The organism is Streptomyces pluripotens (genome assembly GCF_000802245.2).
Taxonomy (GTDB): domain Bacteria; phylum Actinomycetota; class Actinomycetes; order Streptomycetales; family Streptomycetaceae; genus Streptomyces; species Streptomyces pluripotens.
The window spans coordinates 499,827-519,981 of record NZ_CP021080.1 but is presented as its reverse complement, the minus strand read 5'-3'; the positions used below and the strand labels follow the sequence as shown (position 1 = coordinate 519,981).

Here is a 20,155-nt window from a genome sequence, read left to right as displayed (position 1 = left end):
GGTGAGGACGGGTCAAGCGGCCGAGAAGACGCCGATACCGTTCGGTACCAGGCGCTCGGCGCCGCCGCTCGGGTGGTTGCGGACCGTCACGGTGGTCGCGTCGGCGTCGCGGGTGACCAGGTCCGTTGAGCCGCCGCCATCGAGGTTGAACGCCGCGGACGCTCCCAGCGCCCGCATGGTCTCCGCCTCCTCCGCGACGGTCATGCCGCTCCGGTAGGCCGCGGCACCGTCCAGTGCCAGGATCAGCAACTGCTGTCCGCCGGGCCTGAAGCCGATCGCGGTGCGTACGGCCGAGGCGGTGTCGTCGAGGCCGGAGAGTGGCCTGCCGTCACGCAGCACGGGGAAGCCACCGATCGCGAACGCGTACGGCACTTCCGAGGTGGTCGCCACCAGGGAGTGCGTGACGGTCACCGTGTCACCGACCGAAAGTGCGCGCAGTTGCCGCGCGCCCTCCTCGCGACCCACCAGCACGGTGGTGTCCGCGGGGATCGCGCCGCTGCCCGGGGCGCCGGAGACGGAGACCACCCGACCGTCGCGCACCTCCACCTCGTAGGTGTCGGTACTGCACGGGGCCGCCCGCCGGGTATCGGTGCCGCAGACGGCGCGTTCCCGGGAGACGCTGCCCCACAGCGAGGTGAAGGCACCGACGGAGTCCTGCGGGAGCGCGTACTGGTTCAGGCCCTCCAGCGGGATGCGGCCCTCCGGCGTACCGACCGAGCCGGCGAGGGAGAGACGGTCCAGGCGCGCTCGCCGGTCGGTGCCCACGCCGAACACCTCCTGGGTGTTCGTTCCCGGTGGCAGAGCGGGTCCGAAGCGCTGTCCCCTGGGCACCGCAGCCTTGAGCGCCTGCCCGTCCGCGACGGCCGGCCCCACGCTCACGCCGGTGGCAGGCACGCCCGGGTGCTGGACCTCGGTGATGTTGAAGAAGTCACCGTTGACCCCCGCGACCGCTCCGGCCGAACCGGCCAGCCGGGAGAGGGGGGCCCGAGCCGCAACGGCTCCCGGATACAGCAGGTCGACGCGCACCTGCGGATCGCCCAGGTCGACCGTGAGCAGGTGGGCGTGCGCGGTACCCGCGGCCGCGTCGACGTCGAACTGCCGGTAGGTGACACCCGGTGCGATCCGCGTGCCCGCCGGTACGGCACTGGCCGGTACGGCACCGGCCGGGGCTGCCCCGGCCAGGGCTGCCCCGGCCAGTACGCCGAGTGCTGTGACAACCGTGAGAACCGTTCTGCCCGCTGCCGAACGTCTGCGACGTCTGGTCACCGTGCCCCCTGATGTCTCGTCAACCGTCGTGTGTTCAGGGGCAGTGCAGCAGACAGCGGCGGCGGGCGGGCGGACTAGGCTTCGACTACGCGAGAACGAGTGAGAAAACGCACCCCCTCGGGTGCCTCCAACGAGAAGCCGCTGCCCCGGCCCGGTACTACGTCCACGATCAGACGGGTGTGGCGCCACGCCTGGTACTGACTCCGGGACATCCAGAAGGTCACGGGCTCCCCGACCCCCTCGACGGCCAGCTCCGCCAGAAGCACGTCCGACCCGCCGGTGCGGAACTCGCCGTCCGGGTAGCACATGGGTGCGCTGCCGTCGCAGCAGCCACCGGACTGGTGGAACATCAGCGGACCGTGCTCGGTGCGCAGCCGGCGCACCAGTTCGGCGGCCCGTGGGGTGAGCTGGACGCGGGGGACTTCCTCTTGCATGTCACCCTCCTGGAGAGCTGGGCATCTGACCCGGCCAGTCTCATGGTCGGTCACAAACCCGTCCAGAAGGCCTCGTTGCTCGGGCGGGGGGCCAGCGGCGGCCGAATCGCCCTCCGGTCCGGGAGCGGGCACCGCGAAGTACCGTGGGAGCGCGTGAGCCCGCCCAGGTCGCGTGCGATGACACCGCGGCGATGACCCCGGACGCGGCGCCGCTGGACGCGTTCCGCTGCGGCGGCTGGTGGGATGTCGGAGCAGGGATCGTCCTCGGCTCCTGCTGGCCCGGTGCTCCGCACCCGCCGCTCCAGGCACGGCCGGTGCTCGCCGCCGTGGTCCCGCCGGCTCTGCCCTGTCTCCGCACGGCCCTGAACAGGCCCACACCGCCCCGCAGACACGTTGGGCCGTGATCGTGAACGCCGCCCGGACACGGGCAGGGCATCAACAGGACGACCGGCTCGGCGTCGGCCACCGCCTACGTCACCGTTCTGACGCAGGACTCGTTCGAGGCTGCCCGACACCGAGGTGTCCAGCGGCCCGTCGTGCGCACCGCGCTCGCGGAGCGGCATACGTACCGGGAGGCCGGTACGCAGTGGGTGTGATCCTCACGCGCGGCGCTGTGCCGCCGGCCGGCAGGGCGGGGTGCGGTACTCCCCCGTCCATCAGTGTGATCAGCGTGTTCAGCGGGAGCGGGAGGACCGTCGTCGGCCGCGGTAGGCGCGCAGAGCCTCGACCAGGACCGGCAGCAGTGACAGGACGACGATCACGGCGACGAGTGGAAGCAGGTACTGCTCCAGCTGCGGAACAGAGGTACCGAGGGCGTATCCGGCGAGCACCAGTGTCTGCGTCCAGAGGAGACCGCCCACGGTCTGCCAGACGGTGAAGGTCCGTGTGGGCACTTTGAGCACACCGGCCACCGGGTGCAGTACCGTCCGCAGCAGCGGGACGAACCGGCCGATCACCAGTGCTTTGCCGTAGCCGTAACGGGCCAGTAGTTCCTCCGCCCGCACGGCCGTGCTCTGCACCCTCCGACTCGACGTGCGTGACAGCAGCGCGCGCCCGCCGTGCCGCCCGATGAGGTAGCCCACCTGCCCACCGGCCACTGCCCCGACGGCCGCGCACAGCAGCACCTGCCACAGGGACAGCTTCGGTGGCTGGTCGGCGCTTCCCGCGCACAGCACCCCGGCCGGGAGCAGCAAGGTGTCACCGGGCAGGAAGAAACCGACGACCAGCAGGCCCGACTCCGCGAAGATCACCACGAGGACACCCAGCGCACCAAAGGCGGCCAGCACCGAAGCGCTGTCCATCGGGTTGACGGCGATCACCGGACGAGCCTCCTGGCCTTCTCGCAGGATTACCCGCTCCCCAGCATCGCGTGTCGGCCGGGAATTCGCCCGCTTCCGTGCCCGCGCCGGGCAGCCCGGTCACCGTCCGCCGAGGACCGACTGGGCCCGGGCGGACCTGGGCCCCGGCCCCGGATGCCACAATGGCGTCCCATGTCTGCGACACCTGCCCTGAAGGACCAACGGCTGCGGCGGTGGGAACGGCGAACCGGCGGCTGGCTCATCGCCCTGGCTCTGGTGTACCTCGTCGCCTACGCGGCGCCCATCCTCGCCCCCGGTCTGCCGCCTGTTTGGCGTCACACCGCCGCCACCGTGACCCTGTCGATCTGGGGCCTGCTGGCCGCTGAATTCGTGCTGCGTTTCTCGCTGGCCGGCGACCGGTGGGCCTTCCTCAAGGTGCGACTGTTCGATCTGGCCACCCTCGTCCTGCCACCGCTGCGCCCGCTGCGCCTGGTCACGATCGTGTTCATGGTGGTGCGCCGCAACGCCTCCACACTCGGCCGGGTCCGGTTGCGTCTGGGTACCTATGTGGCGGCCTGCACGGCTTTGCTGCTGTTCCTGTCGAGCCTGACGATCCTGGACGTCGAGCGACGCAACCCGGACGCCACCATCACGACCTTCGGTGACGCCGTGTGGTGGTCCATCACCACCGTCACGACGGTCGGATACGGTGATCTCTATCCTACGACCACTGAAGGCCGACTGATCGCCATCGCGCTCATGGTCGGCGGGATCGCCCTGGCCGGTCTGGTCACCGCGACGCTTGCCTCCTGGTTCATGGATCGCTTCTCCGAACTGCGGGACAGCGAAGCCAGGACGAACAGTGAGATCACCGCGCTCACCGAGGAGGTCCGCCGGCTGCGGGAGGAACTGCACATGCGGGGCGCCGTGTCCGCTCCAGGCCCGAAGGAGTCGACCGCGCAGACCGGCCGTGACGCCGCGGGGGCCGGGGCCGTCTCCCCCAGCGGCTGACCCGGTCCAAAGGGCCGAGCAGGGTGAGTCGCCACCCGGCGGCACTCTTCATCGTGAACCGTGCTGCGCGGCCATGGTGGAGCTGCCGGAATCAGTCTGCGGAGGCCCAGAGGCTGCGGACGTGCCCCAGGTGCCGGGTCATGATCCCGTGTACGGCCTTCTCGTCGCGTTCCAGCAGAGCGTCGAGGAGCTCCAGGTGTTCCTCGGCGGAGGACAGCAGCCGGCCCGCCTCCACCAGTGCGGTCAGGCCGTAGAGACGGGAGCGTCCCCGCAGCTCGGCCACCACCTCCACCAGGTGCGTGTTGCCCGCGAGGGCCAGGAGACCGAGGTGGAAGCGGGTGTCGGCCTCGACGTAGGCGATCAGGTCGCCCGCCTGGGCAGCGGTGACGATCTCCCGAGCCGCCGGGCGCAGCGCCTCCAGTGAGACGTGATCGGCGGTGCGGGCCAGCTCCACCACCGTGGGGATCTCGATCAGTGCGCGGATCTGGGTGTACTCGTCCAGTTGCCTGTCGGAGACGGCGGTGACGCGGAAGCCCTTGTTGGGCACCGTGTCGACCAGCCCCTCCTTGGCCAGGTCCAGCATCGCCTCCCGCACCGGCGTGGCGGAGACGCCGAAGCGGGTGGCGAGTGAGGGTGCCGAGTAGACCTGGCCCGGCCGCAGCTCGCCCGCGATCAGTGCGGCGCGCAGCGCGTCGGCCACCCGCTCGCGGTAGCTGCTCCGCCGGCCGCCCAGCCGGGGGAGCGCGGGTGCGGCAGACGGGGAGCTGCTGCGCTCGGCGGTCATCGGGGTTCTCCTCGGCTGGGCCCGCGCGGAGAGGCGCGGTGTGTGAGCTGCGGTGCAATGTCACGTGCCGGTGGGGCGCGTGACATCAATGTAGAGGACGGCTAGAGGACGAATCCTTCCGGGAACGGATCGGTGGGGTCCAGTAGGTACTGGGCCGTGCCGGTGATCCAGGCGCGGCCGGTGAAGCTGGGCAGTACCGCCGGGCGGCCGGCGACCTCGGTCTCGCCCAGCAGCCGTCCGGTGAACTGCGTTCCGATGAAGGACTCGTTCACGAACTCGGTGTGCAGCGGGAGTTCGCCGCGCGCATGCAGTTGTGCCATGCGCGCACTCGTACCCGTGCCGCACGGAGAGCGGTCGAACCACCCCGGGTGGATGACCATCGCGTGACGCGAGCGCCGGCCTGTGGCACCGGGTGCGTAGAGGTGGACGTGGTGGCAGCCGCGGATGTGCGGGTCCTCGGGGTGCACCGGCTCCGCTTGCGCGTTGATCGCGTCCATCAGCGACAGACCGGCCGTGAGGATGTCGTCCTTGCGGGAGCGGTCGAAGGGGAGGTCGAAGGCGTCGAGGGGGAGGATCGCGTAGAAATTGCCGCCGTAGGCGAGGTCGTAGCTGACCGTGCGGCCGTCCAGGAGGGTGATCGCGCGGTTCAGGGCCACGGCGAACGACGGCACGTTCCTCAACGTCACGCTCGCTGCGGCGCCGTTCTCCACCGCCACCTCGGCGACCACCACGCCCGCCGGCGTGTCCAGCCGGATGGTGGTCACCGGCTCCATGACCTCCACCATGCCGGTCTCCACCAGCACGGTGGCCACACCGATCGTGCCGTGCCCGCACATCGGCAGGCAGCCGGAGACCTCGATGTAGATGACTCCCCAGTCGCAGTCGGGCCGGCTGGGTGCCTGCAGGACCGCGCCGCTCATCGCGGAGTGGCCGCGCGGTTCGTTCACCAGCAACCGTCTGATGTGGTCCAGGTGTTCGCGGAAGTACAACCGCCGCTCGTTCATCGTCGCACCGGGCACGGTGCCGATCCCGCCGGTGATCACGCGGGTCGGCATGCCCTCGGTGTGCGAATCCACGGCGTGTAGGACGAGTGTGCTGCGCACGTTCCGGCCTCCTGGTCAGACGAGCCCCGCGGCGACGGTCTTCTCGGTGGCCGCGCGAACCGTGGCCCGCTGCCCGGGCGGCAGCGGGAAGCGTGGCGGGCGCACCGGGCCGCCGTAGCGGCCGACGACGTCCATGGACAGCTTGATGGCCTGCACGAACTCCACCTTTGAGTCCCAACGCAGCAGCGGGTGCAGCTGGCGGTACAGGGGGAGCGCGGTGGCGAGGTCCCCGGCCACCGCGGCACGGTACAACCGTACCGAGGCCCTGGGAAGCGCGTTGGGATAGCCGGCCACCCAGCCCTTGGCGCCCGCCATGGCCAGCTCCAGCAGGACATCGTCGGCGCCGATCAACAGGTCGAGTTCCGGGGCAAGTTCGGCGATGCGGTAGGCGCGGCGGACATCGCCGGAGAACTCCTTGACCGCGTGGATGTGTCCCTCGGCGTGCAGCCGGGCGAGGAGTTCGGGCACCAGGTCAACCTTGGTGTCGACCGGGTTGTTGTACGCCACCACAGGCAGGCCCGCTCTGGCCACCTCCGCGTAGTGGGCCAGGATCGAACGCTCCTCGGCGCGGTAGGCGTTGGGCGGCAGCAGCATCACCGAGGTGCAGCCGACCTCGCCCGCCTGTTCGGCCCAGCGGCGTGCTTCGGCGGAGCCGTACGCGGCGACGCCCGGCATCACCCGGGCGCCGCCGATCGCGGCCACGGCCGTTTCCACCACCCGGGCGCGCTCCTCGGGGGTGAGTACCTGGTACTCGCCGAGCGAGCCGTTCGGTACGACACCGTCGCAGCCGTTCTCCACCAGCCAGGCACAGTGCTCGGCGTAGCGGTCGTAGTCGACGGAGAGATCGTCGCTCAGGGGAAGTGCGGTGGCCACGAGGACCCCGTGCCAGGGCCGGTGCTGCGGGTGTGTCATGGGTGATCCCTCATTCAATAGGGTGTGACATTTTACTGGTAGGGAGTGGGAAGCGCCCGTGGAGAACCGGACGACCGCGGGTCAGTCCAGTCGCTGCCCTGGCGGCGTGGCGAGTACCCCGAGTGGTACCGGGCGCGCGAACGGCCGGCGTCCCGGGGTGAACGCGCAGCCACTCAGTCCCGCCACCGCAGGCGCACACATCCGGCCCTGGCACCAGCCCATCCCGGCCCGGGTGAGGAGCTTCAGGGTGCGCAGGTCGCTGCCACCGAGCGAGCCGGCGGCGGTACGGACGTCCCCGGCGGTGACTTCTTCGCAGCGACACACCACCGTGTCGTCCGCAACCCTGTCCGTCCAGCCTGGCGGCGGAGCGTACACCGAGTCCAGTGCCGCGGAGAACGTCCGTAGCCGTTTCCTGGCCCGGGCGGCGGCTGCCCACTGGCACGGGTCCGGGGCGTTGCCGTGCAGCCGGGCGGCGATGGAGCGTCCGGCGATGTGCCCCTCCGCGAGTGCGAGGGCCGCGCCGCCGATGCCGGTGGCCTCTCCGGCGGCCCAGACCCCCGGCACGTCGGTGCGCTGTTCGCTGTCGACCCGTACGTCCGTTCCGGACAGGGTGCAGCCGAGGGTGTCGGCGAGGTCGGTGTGCGGCAACATGCCGTGGCCGACCGCGAGGGTGTCACAGGCGATCCGGTGCGCGCCGCCCGGCCGGACGCGACCGCGCCGGTCGAGTGAGGCCACGGTGACCGCTGTCAGCCGGCCGGTACCGTGCGCTTCCACCACCGTGTGCCGCGGCAGCACGCGCACGCCGTGCCGCAGCAGCCGGGCCGCGTACCCGGCGCCCTCGGCCAGCTTGCCCGGCTGCGCGGCCAGAACCGGTGCCCGGCGCAGCAACGCCCGGGGACTGGCGGACTCGACCAGTGCGGCCACCTGGGCGCCCGCCGAGGCAAGCCCGGCGGCAACGGGCAGCAGCAATGGTCCGGTTCCGGCGACCACGATTTTCCGGCCGGGGAGTACCAGGCTGCCCTTGAGCATGGCCTGCGCGCCGCCGGCCGTGACGACGCCGGGAAGCGTCCAGCCGGGGAAGGGCAGTACACGCTCGTAGCCGCCGGTGGCCAGCAGGACGGCGTCGGAGCGGACCGTGACGCCCTCCTCCTGCGTGGCACCGGCCAGGGCGTACACCGTGATCTCCGTCGAGCCGGGGTCCCTCTCGGCGCACCATACGTGATGGTCAGTCAGGTGGGTGATCCGTCCCGTGGCGCGGTGCCGGTCCAGGCCGTCCCGCAGCCGCTTCCAGACGCGCCACTCATGGTGCGGTGTCTGTTTCCGGTCCGCGCCAAGGGCCGGGTCGGGCTGCCGGAAGAACTGTCCGCCGGGTCGGCCCGCGGCGTCGACGAGGGTCACCCGGACGCCCCGTTCGGCTGCTGCCAAGGCCCCGGCGAGGCCCGCCGGTCCTGCGCCGACGACGGTGAGGTGCGGCTGCTCAGCCATGTTCCCGGCCCGTCCCCTCCTGTGTGCGGATCACGTCTCCGGGACGCACCGGCACTAGGCAAGCCCGTTGGTTCGGGCGGTCGTTGACCGTCACCAGGCAGTCGAAGCAGACTCCGATCCCGCAGAAGACCCCGCGGGGGCGGCCCGTGCCCCGGGTGCTGCGCCAGGCGGTCACCCCCGCTGTCCACAGGGCCGCTGCGACCGTCTGGCCGGATCGCGCTCCGAGGGGCCGGCCGTCGAAGGTGATGGTGAAGGCCTTGCCGGGCCGGGCCCGGGCCGGCTCCAGTGGATTCACGGGATGTCGCCTCCGTCGGTGTCGAACCGTTCCGGCCGGAACGGTGTGAGATCCAGCTCGGTCGCCTTTCCCGCGAGTGTCTGTGCGATCAGCTGCCCGGTTCCGGGGGCGAGGCCGATGCCGGCGCCCTCGTGTCCGCAGGCGTGGAACAGGCCGGGCACCCGGGGGTCGGGGCCGATCGCCGGGAGGTGGTCGGGCAGGTACGGTCGGAAGCCCGCGTACGTCCGCAGGGCGTGCACCCGCTCCAGGAACGGGAACAGTCCGATCGCGCCGGCCGCGAGCGCCCGTACCGCGGGCAGTGAAAGTGAGTGGTCGAACCCGACCCGTTCGCGGGTGGCCCCGATCAGTACCGGGCCGGCTGCCGTGCCTTCCACGACCGGTGAGGTGCGCAGGGCGGCCGAGTCGCTCGCCACATCGGACACGTAGTCCGCGGCGTACACCTTGTGCCGGACCATCGGGGGCAGTGGTTCGGTCACCAGGATGAAGCCACGCCGGGGGAGCACCGGCAGCCGGACTCCGGCCAGCGCGGCGAGGTCACCGCCCCAGGTACCGGCGGCGTTCACCACCGCCGGCGCGTGGATGTCGCCGCGGTCGGTACGGACACCACGCACCGCACCGTCCGCCGTACGCAGGACTCCGGTCACGGTCCAGCCGGTGTGTACGGGGGCGCCGGAGGCGCGGAGGAGGTGGGCGGCGGCCAGGGCGGGCATGACCTGGGCGTCCTGGGGGTAGTGCATGCCGCCCGTGAGGCCGGCGGCCAAGTGGGGCTCCAGCTCACGAAGTTCGTCGCCCGAAACCGGGTCGGCAGTGACTCCGGCGGCCCGCTGTCCTACGGCGAAGTCCCCCAGCGCGGAAAGGGAGGAGGGGTCCGAGGCGACCACGAGGCCGCCCTTGGCCTCGTACTCGACCGCCGCGCCCAACTGACGCGCCAGGTCGGCCCACAGTCGGGTCGACAGCAGGGCCAGTTCCAGCTCGGGGCCCGGTTCCTTGTCGGAGACCAGCAGGTTGCCTTCGCCCGCACCGGTGGTACCGCCGGCCACCGGCCCTCGGTCCACCACCTTCACGTCGAGGCCGGTCCGCGTGGCGTACAGCGCGCAGGCCGCGCCCGCCATTCCGGCTCCGACGACCACGACATCGCAGGTCAGTCGCTTCGCCACGTCAGTACTATGTCACATGTCGCTCTTTCTGGGGAGACCCCGCAGATATGGCTGCGACGGCCGGTCGGGCAGGCAGCAGGGGGAAAGACGACAGAAGTGGCAGACGGACGGAGGGAGAGGCAGAAGGGGTGGGGTGGTACGCGTTCAGGGTGTCGGGCGGCGGCGCGGATGGCGACCGGGCCTTTGAGGGAGCAGCCGGACGGGGCGAAGGTGCCCAAGCTTTCGGCGGCGACAAACTGGTTGGCCAGGTCGTCCAGCGACAGCGACGTGGTGGAGCGGGGGCGTCGCCGCTGCCGGGGGAGTCGACGGCAGCTCACCGCCGAAGCCCCACCGGTACCACGCCGACGCGGTCGCGGGCGTCACCTCCCCCGTGGGTGACGCCCGCGACCACTCCCCCGGCGCCGGTCCGTCGCCGAGCCCGTGCCGTCACCAGCACATGACGGCCGTCTGACCTGTACCCCACGTGGAGTACAGGCGAACCCGGACCAGATAGCGGCGGCCCCTGACCAGCCGGACCCCGACGGCGGCGTTGCCCGGGCCGCCGCCGTCGTCGTGCCCGGCGAGGAAACGCGGTTCCCCGTCGCGTTCCTCGAAGACCACGAGCACGCTGTCGGCATCGCCGAAGGTACCCACGGTGTAGTCACGGGTCTCCGGCGGTTCGACGGCGAGGTCGGCCTGCTCACCCGGCGCGAGAGCGAGCGGCACCGACCGGAACGGCACCAGCGGGGCCGGTACGCCAGGATCGATGGGCGGGTACCAGCGCAGCACGAACTCCTTGTCCGCCGGTGACGGAGTGGCGGATGGACTCAGCCCCGTGCGGTACCGTTCCGGCTCCAGCACCAGCCCTGGCCCGAACGGCAGTGCCATGACCGACTGCGGGTCCCACACCGGGCCGCGCGCCTCGCAGGCATCCAGTGTGTGCAGGACGTTGGTGTACGTCGTCTGCCGGCTCCAGAAGTTCGGAGGGCCCGCCAGCTCGGCGTAGACGGCCTCGTCGTCCCAGTGGAGCCCGGCGAACGGGCTCTGGTGCTCGTGCACCATGCCGAGCGCGTGCCCGATCTGGTGGAGGACGGTGCCGCGCTCCCCTGGCGGGGTGACGTCGCAACCGAGGTTCATGGTGCGTTCGCCCCAGCCGAGCGACAACGCCTGACGGCCCACGGCCGACCAGGAACCGGCGCCGGCCTGGAAGCCGATCCGCAGTTCCGCCTCGTGCCGGTCGCCGACCTCGGTGAAGATGATGCCGAGGCCCAGGTCCTGCCACTGGCTGAAGCCGTCGCGCACCACGTCCCGCTGTCCCGCGTCGCCGGCCCACGGTACCCGGCGCAGCTCTCCGGTGCCGGGTACCGGGATCGACGAGGCGTCGGAGCCGGTGTCGAGGAAGCAGTAGTGCAGGACCGTCCCGTTGACCCACATGCGCCTACCGGCGAGCAGCGCGCCCAGCCGCTCGGCGGTCAACCCCGGTCCGAAGGACGGGGCCGGCTGCCGGGGCAACGAGCACAGGTGGCGGGCCATACGGCAAGCCTGCCCGCCCGTCGCGCCGGACGCCTGAGTCAGGGGCTACTCAAGTCAACCTGTATCAAACCTGAGTACGCGCACTCCGGTTGATGTGAAGACTTTCGAACAGGACGCGAAGACGCTCCACCCACGCTGGCCGTTCACCGGTCGGGAGGACGAACTGGACGTAGTGCGAACGGCGTTGGCAACCGGACGACGTGGCGTGGTGCTGACCGGGCCGGCCGGCCACGGCAAGACCCGGCTGATCGCGGAGGCCGTCCGGGGAACCGCGCACACCCGGGTGACCGGCTCGCCCGAGGCGCGGTCCCTGCCCTTGGCGGCGTTCGCGCATCTGCTGCCCGACTCCGTCTCACCGCACCGCGCGGTCCGGATCTTGTCTGGCGTACGGATTCTCGTCGTGGACGACGCCCATCTGCTGGACGAGGTGTCCGCCGCGCTGGTCCACCAGCTCGCCGTCCACGGACGGATCCGCCTGGTCGTGGCCGTCGCGGACGCAGTGCCTGTGCCGCCCGCGGTGTCCAGGCTGTGGACCGGCGAGATGCTGCCCCGGCTGGCCCTCCCTCCGCTGCCCAGGCAGGGCACCATGCAGTTGCTGGCCGCGGCCAGGCTGGAACCGCTCACGGCCGGCCGTCTGCACCACGTGTGCCGGGGCGACTTGCGATTGCTGCACGAGCTGGTGACCGAGCTCGGTGCCTCCGGACGGTTGATCACCGTCCCGGAGACGGGTGAGCGGGCCTGGCGGGGCCCGCTTCCGGTGACCCCAGCCGTGCGCGAGCGGCTCGCTCCGGCTCTGGAGCGCCCCGCGTCTGCTGAGCGTGCGACCCTGGAACGCCTGGCGTTCGCGGAACCGCTGCCGCTTGCGTTGGACGGCCCGGACCCGGAGGGCCGCGGCCCGGCGCGAGCCGACCTGGACGTCCTCGAACGCCTGGAGGCGGACGGGCTGATCCACGTCGACGACCTGGGCGCCGTGACCCTGGCCGACCCGCTGCACGGTCCGGCCCTGCGTGCCACGACCGGTCGGCTGCGGGCGCGGCGACTGGGTCGCACGGTCCATGGCCGTGACGCCGCGCTGGCCGCCGAACAGCGCACGCTGGTCCAGCGGATCGAGCGGCTGGACGTCCGGTCCACGCCCACCCCGGTGGGGGACTGGCTGATCGCAGAAGGAGCGCCGCTGCCAACCGGGTACGCCGCCGTCCGCGCGCGGTTCGCGCGCCTGCGCGGCGAGTTGCGGGAAGGGGCGGCATGGGCGCGGGAGGGGCTGCGGCATGCTCCGGGAGACACCGGCTGTCACACCGAACTCAGCCTATCTGAGGGGCAGCTGCTCGGCCCGGCCCAGGCTGACGGCTGGGCCGCAGGGGTGTGCGGCGCCCCCGCTGGCGGGCCGATCGTCCGCACGGCAGGTGCGGGGGACGAGGGCTGTGCGCCCGGGGACGTGCACGCGCTCTACGACGCCGTACGCCTCGGCGTGCCCCAGCGGGTGGCCGGCCGGCTCCCGGACGGCAGCGTGTTCGCGCGGCACGCGGAGGCACTGGTCCGCGGCGACGGTCCCGCCCTGGACCGGTCGGCCGAGGCCCTCCTGGAGCACGGTTTCCTGCTGTTCGCGGCCGAGGCCCACGCCCAGGCAGTACGGGCCCACCGTGATCCTCGTGCCGCCCGGCTCTCCCGTACGCGCGCGCTCGCCCTCGCCCGCCGCTGCCAGGGCGCGCACACCCCTGCGCTTGCCGGACTGGTCCTTGGCGAACTCACTGCCCGGCAACGGCAGATCGTGACCCTCGCGGCGACCGGACTGAGCAACCGGGAGATCGCAGAGCGGCTGACCCTTTCGGTGCGTACGGTCGGCAACCATCTCCACGGCGCTTACACCCGGCTCGGCACGGGTGACCGGGCGGCGCTGCCCTGGCTGGTGGAGCTGCCGGAGCACGAGCCGGCGTGAGCGTCGCACCGGCCGGGCAGCGGCACCACCGAGGGCCGTCCGCCGGGCGCCCTCGCCGTGGCCGCGGTGAGCCCAGGCAGCGGCGCAGTGCGCGGACAGCGCGCTCAGGGCTCCCGTCCCAGGTGCCGCCGGCCGTGCCGGCACCGTGGGCTCACGCCGCTCCGAAGGCCGCGAACGCCCACCCCGTCGCCTGGTGCACCGCGTCGCCGGGCAGCGCCGCACGGGCGTCACGCAGCGCCTCGGCCAGGGACAGACCCGCACCGAGGCCCTTGTGTAGAGCGAGCATCAAGGGCACCACAGCCTCATCGTTGACTGGGGCACTGCTCGCTACCACTCCGGCCGTGCCCAGCGGCAGCAACGCGGCGACGAGGCCGAGGAGTTCATCGGCACCGACTGAGGCGAGCCGGGCGGTGTCGCAGCTGGAGAGGATGATCCGGTACGGGCTGCGGGCGAGTCGTTCGAGGTCGTGCACGATCAGCGGGCCGTCGGCCATGCGCAGCGCGGAGAACAGCGGGCTGTCCGCGCGGAAGGTGCCGTGGGCCGCGAGGTGCGCCAGGCCCGCGCCGTCGAGCTCCGTCAGCACCCGGGGGACCTGCGCCTGCGCGCCCTCCAGGACCGTTGCCGTGCCGTATCGGTCCGCCAGTTCAGACACCTCCGCGCCGCCCGTCGCGAGACCCGGGCCGCGCACCAGTACGGGTCGGCCGTCCGGCGGTGGCTCGGTCTCCCGGGCGCGCAGCCAGCTGCCCGCAGACGGGGACACGCTCAGCACCCGGTCCCGCAACGCCGGCAGCAGTGCCCACGGCACCCGGTGCAGTGCCCCCGGTGGCACGATCACCACCGGCCCGGGACCCAGATGCGGTACGGCTCCGCCCAGCAGCAGCTCCTGCAGCCGCCGGCCCGCCGCCTCCACCAGTGGCAGCCTGGCCTCGGCCCCCGGGTGGGCGAGCCGGCGGAGCCCGGCCTGAACGTGCTCGGCCTCGGCCAGCGCCTCGGTCAGCGTTCCGCCGCCGAACCGACGTACCTTCCCCCTTCCACACAGCAGGACGTGCACCCGTCCGTCCACGACGGCGAGTTCGACCAGCAGCGCGTCGCCGAGCCGGTCCAGCAGCCTGGCCGCGTCCAGGCGGTCACCCGCGCCGGGCGAAGTCCCGTGCCTGTGATGGGTACGGGAGCGGATCTCCCGTTCCAGCCGCCGTCGTTCGCGATCCAGCGCGGGCACCGGGCGACCCTGCGTCCGGGCCTCTTCCGCGCGGGCGGCGATTTCCCGGTAGGCGGTCAGCGCGCGGAGCAGGACCGGATCGGCGGGCGGCCTGGTCGGTGGTGCGGAGAGCACGGTCGCCCGCCACCGCTCGCTCCACACCAGCAGCCGTCGCGGACCGCCCCCGGCGAGGCTCACCTCCTGTGCGAGCGCGGCCAGTTCGGTGCCTTGCGCGGTCACACGGGCCCGTAACTCAGAGGCGCCGAGCGTCATCCGGTGGTCATCCAGCACATCCAGGCCGCGTCGGCAGGCCTCCAGCACGCCGCGCCGGGAACCGGCCGCCTGGGCGCGGAGTGCCTGCGCCGCCCAACCCGTCATCCGGGCCGGCGGCGGTCCGCCGTGCCGGCTGCGCGCGGCCACCGCCAAGTGCCGTTCCGCATCCGCAGTCCAGCCCAGTGCCAACGCGATCCGGCCGGCGAGCAGCGAGGCTTCCGGCGCCGCGGGTGAGCCGAACGCGGTCAGGCGCTCCGCGGTCGCCGCCGCGTCCGCGACCAGCCGTCCCGACCGGCGCCCGGTTGCCACCCGTGCCTCGATCAGCACCAGTTGGGCGTGCATCTGCCACCATTTCCGCCGCTGTGCCGCAAACAGTCGTACAGCGACGGCGGCCCGGGCGATCGCGGTGTGTGCGTCCCCCGCTGAGCGGGCAGCACGCGCGGCGGCCAACAACAACTCCGCCTTGCGGGTGGACTGCCCGCCGAGGCGGTCCAGCAGTGCGATCGCCGCGTCTGCCTCGGCCAGAGCCTCTGGCGCCAGGCCCGCTGCCATGAGTACCTCGCAGCGCCGGATCGAGAGCATGTAGGTCGGAGTGCCGAGCTTGGCGTACCGTTCTCCGGCCTCGTCCAGCAACCGCAGGGCGGCCGGGATGTCTCCGGATCGGAACGCGGCGAGTCCCCGACTCTCCACCACGTCCGCTTTGTCGTGCTCCTGGCCGGTCGTGTCCCACAGCTGCTCCGCCGCCGTGAAGTCGGCGACCGCCCGGTCCACCGCGCCGACCGCCAGATGCACGGTGGCCCGCAGCGTCAGTGCCCGCGCGGTCCAGATGTCGTCGGCGACCTGCCGCAGCACCGGCAGTGCCCGCCGTACGTCCTCCAGTGCCTCCCGGTGATGTCCCAGCACCCACCACACGTAGGCCCGCCGGTACAGCACCCGGGCACGGGTGTGCCCGGTACCCCGGGTGACCCCCCGCTCGAACGATGCGAGCCCCTGTCGTGTGCGCCCCGCGTGCACCAGTGCGACCCCCATGGTCGCGAGCACATCGGCTTCCCGGTCGGCGGACTCGGCGCGTGCGGCTAGGTCCCGGGCCCGTCGCAGGTGCCGCAGCGCGATGCGCAGATCACCGAAGTCCCGCTGCCAGATGCCGAGCACCTGATGGGCGATGCTGGCGTGCAACGGCGACTGGTCGGCGCGTACCACCTGCTCGGCGCGCGCCCGGGCCTCGCCCGGGTCGGCGAACACCATGGGCAGCAGTTCGAGCACCGCCTTGCTTCCCGCTGCTGTCACGCCTCGCATGGTAGTGGCCTGCCGCACCTGACGGCCTGTATCAGGTGGTGGTCCCGCGGCTCTCACTGTCGAACACGGTCATGAGGGGGAGGACACGGCATGGCACCTCAGCGATTCCACGAGCAATTCGACCAGATCCAGCGTTCGATGCCGGACGTTCCACTGGCCATGGGACCGGACGGCGACGCCGGTCTCCTCTACGAGAAGGGCGTGGTCCTCGCCCGGGACGGGGAGGAGGCACGGATCGTCGAGGACACGGTGCGCGCCCACTTCACTGAGACCCGGGGGCTGTTCCCCGACCACGTGCGCCGTACCGGGCCGCAGACCAGCCGCACCGGTGTCACCCGCATCCGGGTCGGTGACCCGGGACAGGGCGACGACCCGGTGCCGCACGCCCTGCGTGCCCTGGGGGAGATGGAGGCCCGCCGGGGACACCAGCTGGCCAGCCGCAACCACGTGGTGCACATCGCGGTCAACGCCTGCCCCGGGGACGAGCCGGTGCCCGCTGTGCGCACCGGTCCGGTCAATCCGGGTGTCGCGGCCGGTGGGTACGACCCCGAGACCGCCGTCCGTGTCCTGGTGGTCGACACCGGTCTCGTGCACGACCACGGTTCCTGCCCGCTCCTCGCCCACACCACGGGCGACGCCCAGGTGGACGAGACCGACGGCGACGGCCTGCTCCACCAGTACGTCGGCCACGGCACTTTCATCGCCGGGATCGTCGCGGCCGTCGCGCCGAACTCCGACATCACCGTCCTCGGCACCCTGAACGACGCCGGTGCCATTCTGGAGTCCGAGTTCGGGGCCAGGCTCTTCGAGGCTGTGGACCGGGCCGGCTGGCCCGACATCATCAGCCTGTCCGCGGGCACTCCGACCACGGGCACCGGGACCACCGGCGGCCTGACCGGTGTGACCGGGCTGATCGGTCTGGAGGCGTTCATGCGGGAACTGCGCTCCCAACGCACCCTGCTGGTTGCGGCCGCCGGCAACAACGCGAGCAGTACGCCCTTCTGGCCCGCCGCGTACGCTGCCCTGCCCGAGTACGCGGACAGCGTGCTGTCGGTCGGCGCGCTGCGTGCGGACGGCGAAGCCGAAGCCTGCTTCAGCAACCACGGCCCCTGGGTGCGGGCTTATGCTCCGGGAGAGCGCCTCACCAGTGCCCTCACCGGTTTCGACACCCCGGTGCCGTACGTCTACCAGCACTCCACCTACGATGCCTGCCGGTTCGGCTTCTCCTATCCCTGCACCTGCCGGTTCCCCTGCCACACCGGGGTGTTGAGTGAGCAACGGGAGAGCACGGGGGCCAAGCCGGACCAGGTGATGTTCGACGGCCTCGCGCAGTGGAGCGGCACCTCCTTCGCCACCCCGGTCGCCGCGGGGCTCGTGGCCGCCCGTATGACGGCGTACCGCGAGCGCGAGCCGCGCATGGCGGGTGCCCGCCTACTGGCGGCCACCGTCGAGCGCGCCGAGGTGCGCGGGGCGCGTGTGCCGGCGCTCCGTCCGGCAACCTGGCGTCCGGTCCCGCTCGCCGTCCCGGCACTGCCCGCATGACGGCCGGAACCCTCCGCTCCACGGCGTACGATGACGTCCCGCACGGGAGGGGTGGAGCCGTGGACCGAACAGAGGTCGGCACGTTGGTCCAGTCCGCGGTTGACGGAGACGCCGGGGCCTGGAAGGCGCTGGTGGAGGGGATGAGTCCGCTGGTGTGGTCCGTGGTGCGCGCGCACCGGCTCTCCGACGCCGATGGACACGAGGTCTACCAGACCGTGTGGTTCCGCTTCGCCCAGCACCTCGGCCGGATCCGCGAGCCCGACAAGGCCGGCTCCTGGTTGGCCAGTACGACCCGCCACGAGTGCCTGAAGGTACTGAAGAGCCTGACGCGGCTGACCCTGACCGACGATCCGCACGTCCTGGACCGGGCCAGCGAGGAGCGGACGCCGGAGCAGTCCGTGATCGAAGCCGAGGAAGCGGCGGACCGGGCCGAACGCGTCCGCCGCCTGTGGCAGGAGCTGGACGGACTGGGGGAGCGCTGCCGGCAGCTGCTGCGCGTGCTGATGGCCTCTCCGCCGCCCAGCTACGGGGAGATCTCGGCAGCGCTCGGTATTGCGGTCGGTAGCATCGGGCCGCTGCGCCAGCGTTGTCTGCGTCGGTTGCGCGCCCGGATGGACGCACGGGGTGCGGCGTGAACGGACACGGCGACCATCGGCATGACGACCGGCACGACGATGACCGGTACGTCGACCGGCGTGACGGGTACGTCGACCGGCGTGACGGGTGCGACGGCCGGCGTGACGCCAACCGGCACGACGAGTTTCGGCACGCCCGGAACGGGCCGCCGCCACCGGATGGGCGGGACGAGGACCTGGCGGACACCCGGCTGGAGGAAGAACTGCGCAGGGCGGTCACCATGCTGGACCCCGTCCCGGACGGCCTACGCCAACTCGCCTTGGACGCCTATGCGTTGTACGACCTCGACGCCGAGATCGCCGAACTGACCTTCGATTCGCTGGTGGATGCCGTGCCGGTGCGGGGTGTCACGGACGCGCCACGGATGCTGACCTTCCGCGCGGGGGAGGTGACCGTCGACGTCGAGGTCACCGGCGACGGGCTGATGGGGCAGGTGCTGCCGCCGCAGACGGCGAGGATCGAGGTGCTCGGTGGCCCGCACGCCGTCCGACCGCTCACGACCGACGCCCTCGGCCGCTTCACCGGGGACACCCCGTCGGCCGGCCCGTTCGCCCTGCGGCTGCGGACCGGCGCGGAGGTCATCGTCACGGAGTGGCTACGGGCCTGACCGCCTCACCAGGTGACGGGCAGGGTCTGCGGCCCGCGAATCATCGTCTTGTGCCGCCACTGCACCTGCTCGGGTGGTACGGCGAGCCGCATCCCGGGCAGCCGCTCCAGCAGTGTGTCCACCAGCAGTTCGATCTGGAGTCGGGCCAGCACCGCCCCGGTGCAGAAGTGCGGCCCGTTGCCGAACGCCACGTGCGGGTTCGGGTCGCGGTCGGGATCGATGCGGTCCGGGTCCGGAAAGACGTCCGGATCGTAGTTGGCGGCCAGATAGGAGACGTACACCGGCTCGCCCGCGGCGATCCGGTGGCCGGCGATCTCCACGTCCTCCAGCGCGATCCGGGAGAGGCCCACACTGGTGCGGTGCGGGATGTAGCGCAACAACTCGTCCAGCACGGGCCCCCGTGCTTCGGGGCGCGTTCGCATCCGTTCCATCAGCTCTGGACGGGTCAGCATCAGAAACAGCATCTGCCCGCAGTTGTGCGTGACGGCTTCGCCGCCGATCTGCAGCGGCCCGGCGAGCCCGACGGCCTCCTGCTCGCTGACCTCCCCGCGTGCCACTGCACCGCCGAGCAGCGCATACACGTCTTCACCCGGGTTGTCGGCACGGGCCCGGACCACCGCGGTGATCCAGCCGTACAGGCCCTTCTTCGCCTTGTCCGCAGCCTCGGAGCCGCCGGAGGTGGAGATGATCTGCCGCGTCCACGCGTGCACCTGGTCCCGGTCACCGGCGGGCACTCCCATCACCTCGCTGACCACGGTGATCGGGAACGGTTCAAGCACCCGCTCGATCAGATCGGCGGGCGGCCCGTCCTGGAGGACCCCGTCCACCAGGACGTCCAGGATCGCCTGCGCGCGGGGTCGTAGCCGCTTCATGGAACTGACCGTGAAGGCGCCGGCGACCGGTTTGCGCAGTCGGTTGTGGTCGGGCTGGTCGGCCCAGGCCAACGAGCCTGGACGGGGGGCGAAGTTCGGTGCGAGACGTGTGACCTGACGGCGGGTCACCTCGGTGCGGCTGAACCGGGGGTCATTGGTGATCAGTTTCACGTCGTCGTAGCGGGTCGCCAACCAGGCCCAGCCCTCGCCGAAGGGCAGCCGGATCCGGGTCAGGGGGCCCTCGCGCATGAGTCCGGCGAGGACCGGGTCGAAGTCCGTCCCGTCCATGTCGAGCGCGGGCCAGTCCCGTACGGGCGGTGGGGCCTGGTCGGTGAGTGTGGTCTCCTCGGTCATGCCCTTCACCCTCGTACGCTCACCGACCGCTGTCCTGCCGGAGTGCTCCAGCCGGAGGGGTGTACGGCGTCGGCGAGCGTGGTCAGCGCCGAGGGCAGACGGTCGAGGCCCGGCCGGTCCGCCCGGCTCGTCCATGGAGGTCTCCCGCCGGATCCCCACCAAGCCAGCGGTGCGGGCCGACGGG

At 72.1% G+C, this 20,155-nt stretch carries 17 protein-coding genes; 5 read left to right on the top strand and 12 right to left on the bottom strand.

Annotated elements, in window-relative coordinates:
• Positions 1-12: 12 nt before the first annotated feature.
• The 3 genes from LK06_RS02160 to LK06_RS02150 all read right to left on the bottom strand — a co-directional run bounded on the left by LK06_RS02160 (position 13) and on the right by LK06_RS02150 (position 3,019).
• Positions 13-1,266, bottom strand: a complete 1,254-nt coding sequence (locus LK06_RS02160) for a phosphodiester glycosidase family protein (RefSeq protein ID WP_078858791.1) — start codon at positions 1,264-1,266, stop codon at positions 13-15.
• 74 nt (positions 1,267-1,340) lie between these two features.
• The gene (locus LK06_RS02155) at positions 1,341-1,700 is read right to left on the bottom strand and encodes a DUF779 domain-containing protein (protein WP_039653845.1); all 360 of its coding nucleotides are present in this window, start codon (positions 1,698-1,700) and stop codon (positions 1,341-1,343) included.
• A gap of 674 nt (positions 1,701-2,374) precedes the next feature.
• A complete protein-coding gene (locus LK06_RS02150; RefSeq protein ID WP_039653847.1) occupies positions 2,375-3,019 on the bottom strand; it encodes a DedA family protein in 645 nt (214 codons plus the stop codon).
• Positions 3,020-3,190: 171 nt separating this feature from the next.
• Between LK06_RS02150 and LK06_RS02145 the strand changes: the two genes are divergently transcribed.
• Positions 3,191-4,009: a potassium channel family protein gene (locus LK06_RS02145; RefSeq protein ID WP_063837885.1), complete on the top strand. Its 819-nt coding sequence runs from the start codon at positions 3,191-3,193 to the stop codon at positions 4,007-4,009.
• Between the two features lie 91 nt (positions 4,010-4,100).
• Here LK06_RS02145 and LK06_RS02140 read toward each other — a convergent pair whose 3' ends face one another.
• The 7 genes from LK06_RS02140 to absR1 form a co-directional block, all read right to left on the bottom strand.
• Positions 4,101-4,793 carry a GntR family transcriptional regulator gene (locus LK06_RS02140; RefSeq protein WP_039653848.1) on the bottom strand — a complete coding sequence of 231 codons (693 nt, stop codon included), beginning with the start codon at positions 4,791-4,793 and terminating at the stop codon, positions 4,101-4,103.
• Between the two features lie 101 nt (positions 4,794-4,894).
• Positions 4,895-5,896 carry a proline racemase family protein gene (locus tag LK06_RS02135; protein WP_039653849.1) on the bottom strand — a complete coding sequence of 334 codons (1,002 nt, stop codon included), beginning with the start codon at positions 5,894-5,896 and terminating at the stop codon, positions 4,895-4,897.
• A 15-nt stretch (positions 5,897-5,911) separates the two neighbouring features.
• Entirely contained in the window at positions 5,912-6,808 is an 897-nt protein-coding gene (locus tag LK06_RS02130; RefSeq protein ID WP_039653850.1) for a dihydrodipicolinate synthase family protein, read from the bottom strand.
• An 81-nt stretch (positions 6,809-6,889) separates the two neighbouring features.
• A complete protein-coding gene (locus LK06_RS02125) occupies positions 6,890-8,293 on the bottom strand; it encodes an FAD/NAD(P)-dependent oxidoreductase (RefSeq protein WP_043405232.1) in 1,404 nt (467 codons plus the stop codon).
• Positions 8,286-8,588, bottom strand: coding sequence for a (2Fe-2S)-binding protein (locus tag LK06_RS02120; protein ID WP_039653852.1), 303 nt, complete (start codon positions 8,586-8,588; stop codon positions 8,286-8,288). Before LK06_RS02120 ends, LK06_RS02125 begins: the two co-directional genes overlap by 8 nt.
• Positions 8,585-9,745, bottom strand: a complete 1,161-nt coding sequence (locus LK06_RS02115) for an NAD(P)/FAD-dependent oxidoreductase (RefSeq protein WP_039653854.1) — start codon at positions 9,743-9,745, stop codon at positions 8,585-8,587. Before LK06_RS02115 ends, LK06_RS02120 begins: the two co-directional genes overlap by 4 nt.
• 426 nt (positions 9,746-10,171) lie before the next feature.
• Positions 10,172-11,257: a beta-glucuronidase AbsR1 gene (gene absR1, locus LK06_RS02105; protein WP_039653856.1), complete on the bottom strand. Its 1,086-nt coding sequence runs from the start codon at positions 11,255-11,257 to the stop codon at positions 10,172-10,174.
• 94 nt (positions 11,258-11,351) lie between these two features.
• On the opposite strand from absR1, the gene LK06_RS02100 reads away from it, so the two are divergent.
• Positions 11,352-13,193, top strand: coding sequence for a LuxR family transcriptional regulator AbsR2 (locus tag LK06_RS02100; protein WP_043433169.1), 1,842 nt, complete (start codon positions 11,352-11,354; stop codon positions 13,191-13,193).
• A 151-nt stretch (positions 13,194-13,344) separates the two neighbouring features.
• On the opposite strand, the gene LK06_RS02095 is transcribed toward LK06_RS02100, so the two are convergent.
• Positions 13,345-15,960, bottom strand: a complete 2,616-nt coding sequence (locus LK06_RS02095) for a CHAT domain-containing protein (protein WP_043405241.1) — start codon at positions 15,958-15,960, stop codon at positions 13,345-13,347.
• 90 nt (positions 15,961-16,050) lie between these two features.
• On the opposite strand from LK06_RS02095, the gene LK06_RS02090 reads away from it, so the two are divergent.
• From LK06_RS02090 to LK06_RS02080, 3 genes are all read left to right on the top strand, one after another.
• Positions 16,051-17,502 (top strand): S8/S53 family peptidase, encoded by a 1,452-nt coding sequence (locus LK06_RS02090; RefSeq protein WP_039653860.1) that lies wholly within the window; start codon positions 16,051-16,053, stop codon positions 17,500-17,502.
• Complete coding sequence (locus tag LK06_RS02085) at positions 17,499-18,137, top strand: RNA polymerase sigma factor (protein ID WP_174673795.1); 639 nt, start codon at positions 17,499-17,501, stop codon at positions 18,135-18,137. The genes LK06_RS02090 and LK06_RS02085 overlap by 4 nt, the downstream gene beginning before the upstream one ends.
• 176 nt (positions 18,138-18,313) lie before the next feature.
• The gene (locus tag LK06_RS02080) at positions 18,314-18,745 is read left to right on the top strand and encodes a hypothetical protein (RefSeq protein ID WP_052270001.1); all 432 of its coding nucleotides are present in this window, start codon (positions 18,314-18,316) and stop codon (positions 18,743-18,745) included.
• Between the two features lie 5 nt (positions 18,746-18,750).
• Here the strand turns inward: LK06_RS02080 and LK06_RS02075 are convergent, their stop codons facing one another.
• Positions 18,751-19,971: a cytochrome P450 gene (locus LK06_RS02075; RefSeq protein WP_039653863.1), complete on the bottom strand. Its 1,221-nt coding sequence runs from the start codon at positions 19,969-19,971 to the stop codon at positions 18,751-18,753.
• Between the last annotated feature and the right edge of the window lie 184 nt (positions 19,972-20,155).

Excerpts from the sequence above, each read along its gene's own strand:
- LK06_RS02155 (WP_039653845.1), bottom strand. The coding sequence starts at position 1,700 with ATGCAAGAGGAAGTCCCCCGCGTCCAGCTCACCCCACGGGCCGCCGAA.
- LK06_RS02145 (WP_063837885.1), top strand. The coding sequence starts at position 3,191 with ATGTCTGCGACACCTGCCCTGAAGGACCAACGGCTGCGGCGGTGGGAA.
- LK06_RS02140 (WP_039653848.1), bottom strand. The coding sequence starts at position 4,793 with ATGACCGCCGAGCGCAGCAGCTCCCCGTCTGCCGCACCCGCGCTCCCC.
- LK06_RS02130 (WP_039653850.1), bottom strand. The coding sequence starts at position 6,808 with ATGACACACCCGCAGCACCGGCCCTGGCACGGGGTCCTCGTGGCCACC.
- LK06_RS02125 (WP_043405232.1), bottom strand. The coding sequence starts at position 8,293 with ATGGCTGAGCAGCCGCACCTCACCGTCGTCGGCGCAGGACCGGCGGGC.
- absR1 (WP_039653856.1), bottom strand. The coding sequence starts at position 11,257 with ATGGCCCGCCACCTGTGCTCGTTGCCCCGGCAGCCGGCCCCGTCCTTC.
- LK06_RS02095 (WP_043405241.1), bottom strand. The coding sequence starts at position 15,960 with ATGCGAGGCGTGACAGCAGCGGGAAGCAAGGCGGTGCTCGAACTGCTG.
- LK06_RS02090 (WP_039653860.1), top strand. The coding sequence starts at position 16,051 with ATGGCACCTCAGCGATTCCACGAGCAATTCGACCAGATCCAGCGTTCG.
- LK06_RS02085 (WP_174673795.1), top strand. The coding sequence starts at position 17,499 with ATGACGGCCGGAACCCTCCGCTCCACGGCGTACGATGACGTCCCGCAC.
- LK06_RS02075 (WP_039653863.1), bottom strand. The coding sequence starts at position 19,971 with ATGACCGAGGAGACCACACTCACCGACCAGGCCCCACCGCCCGTACGG.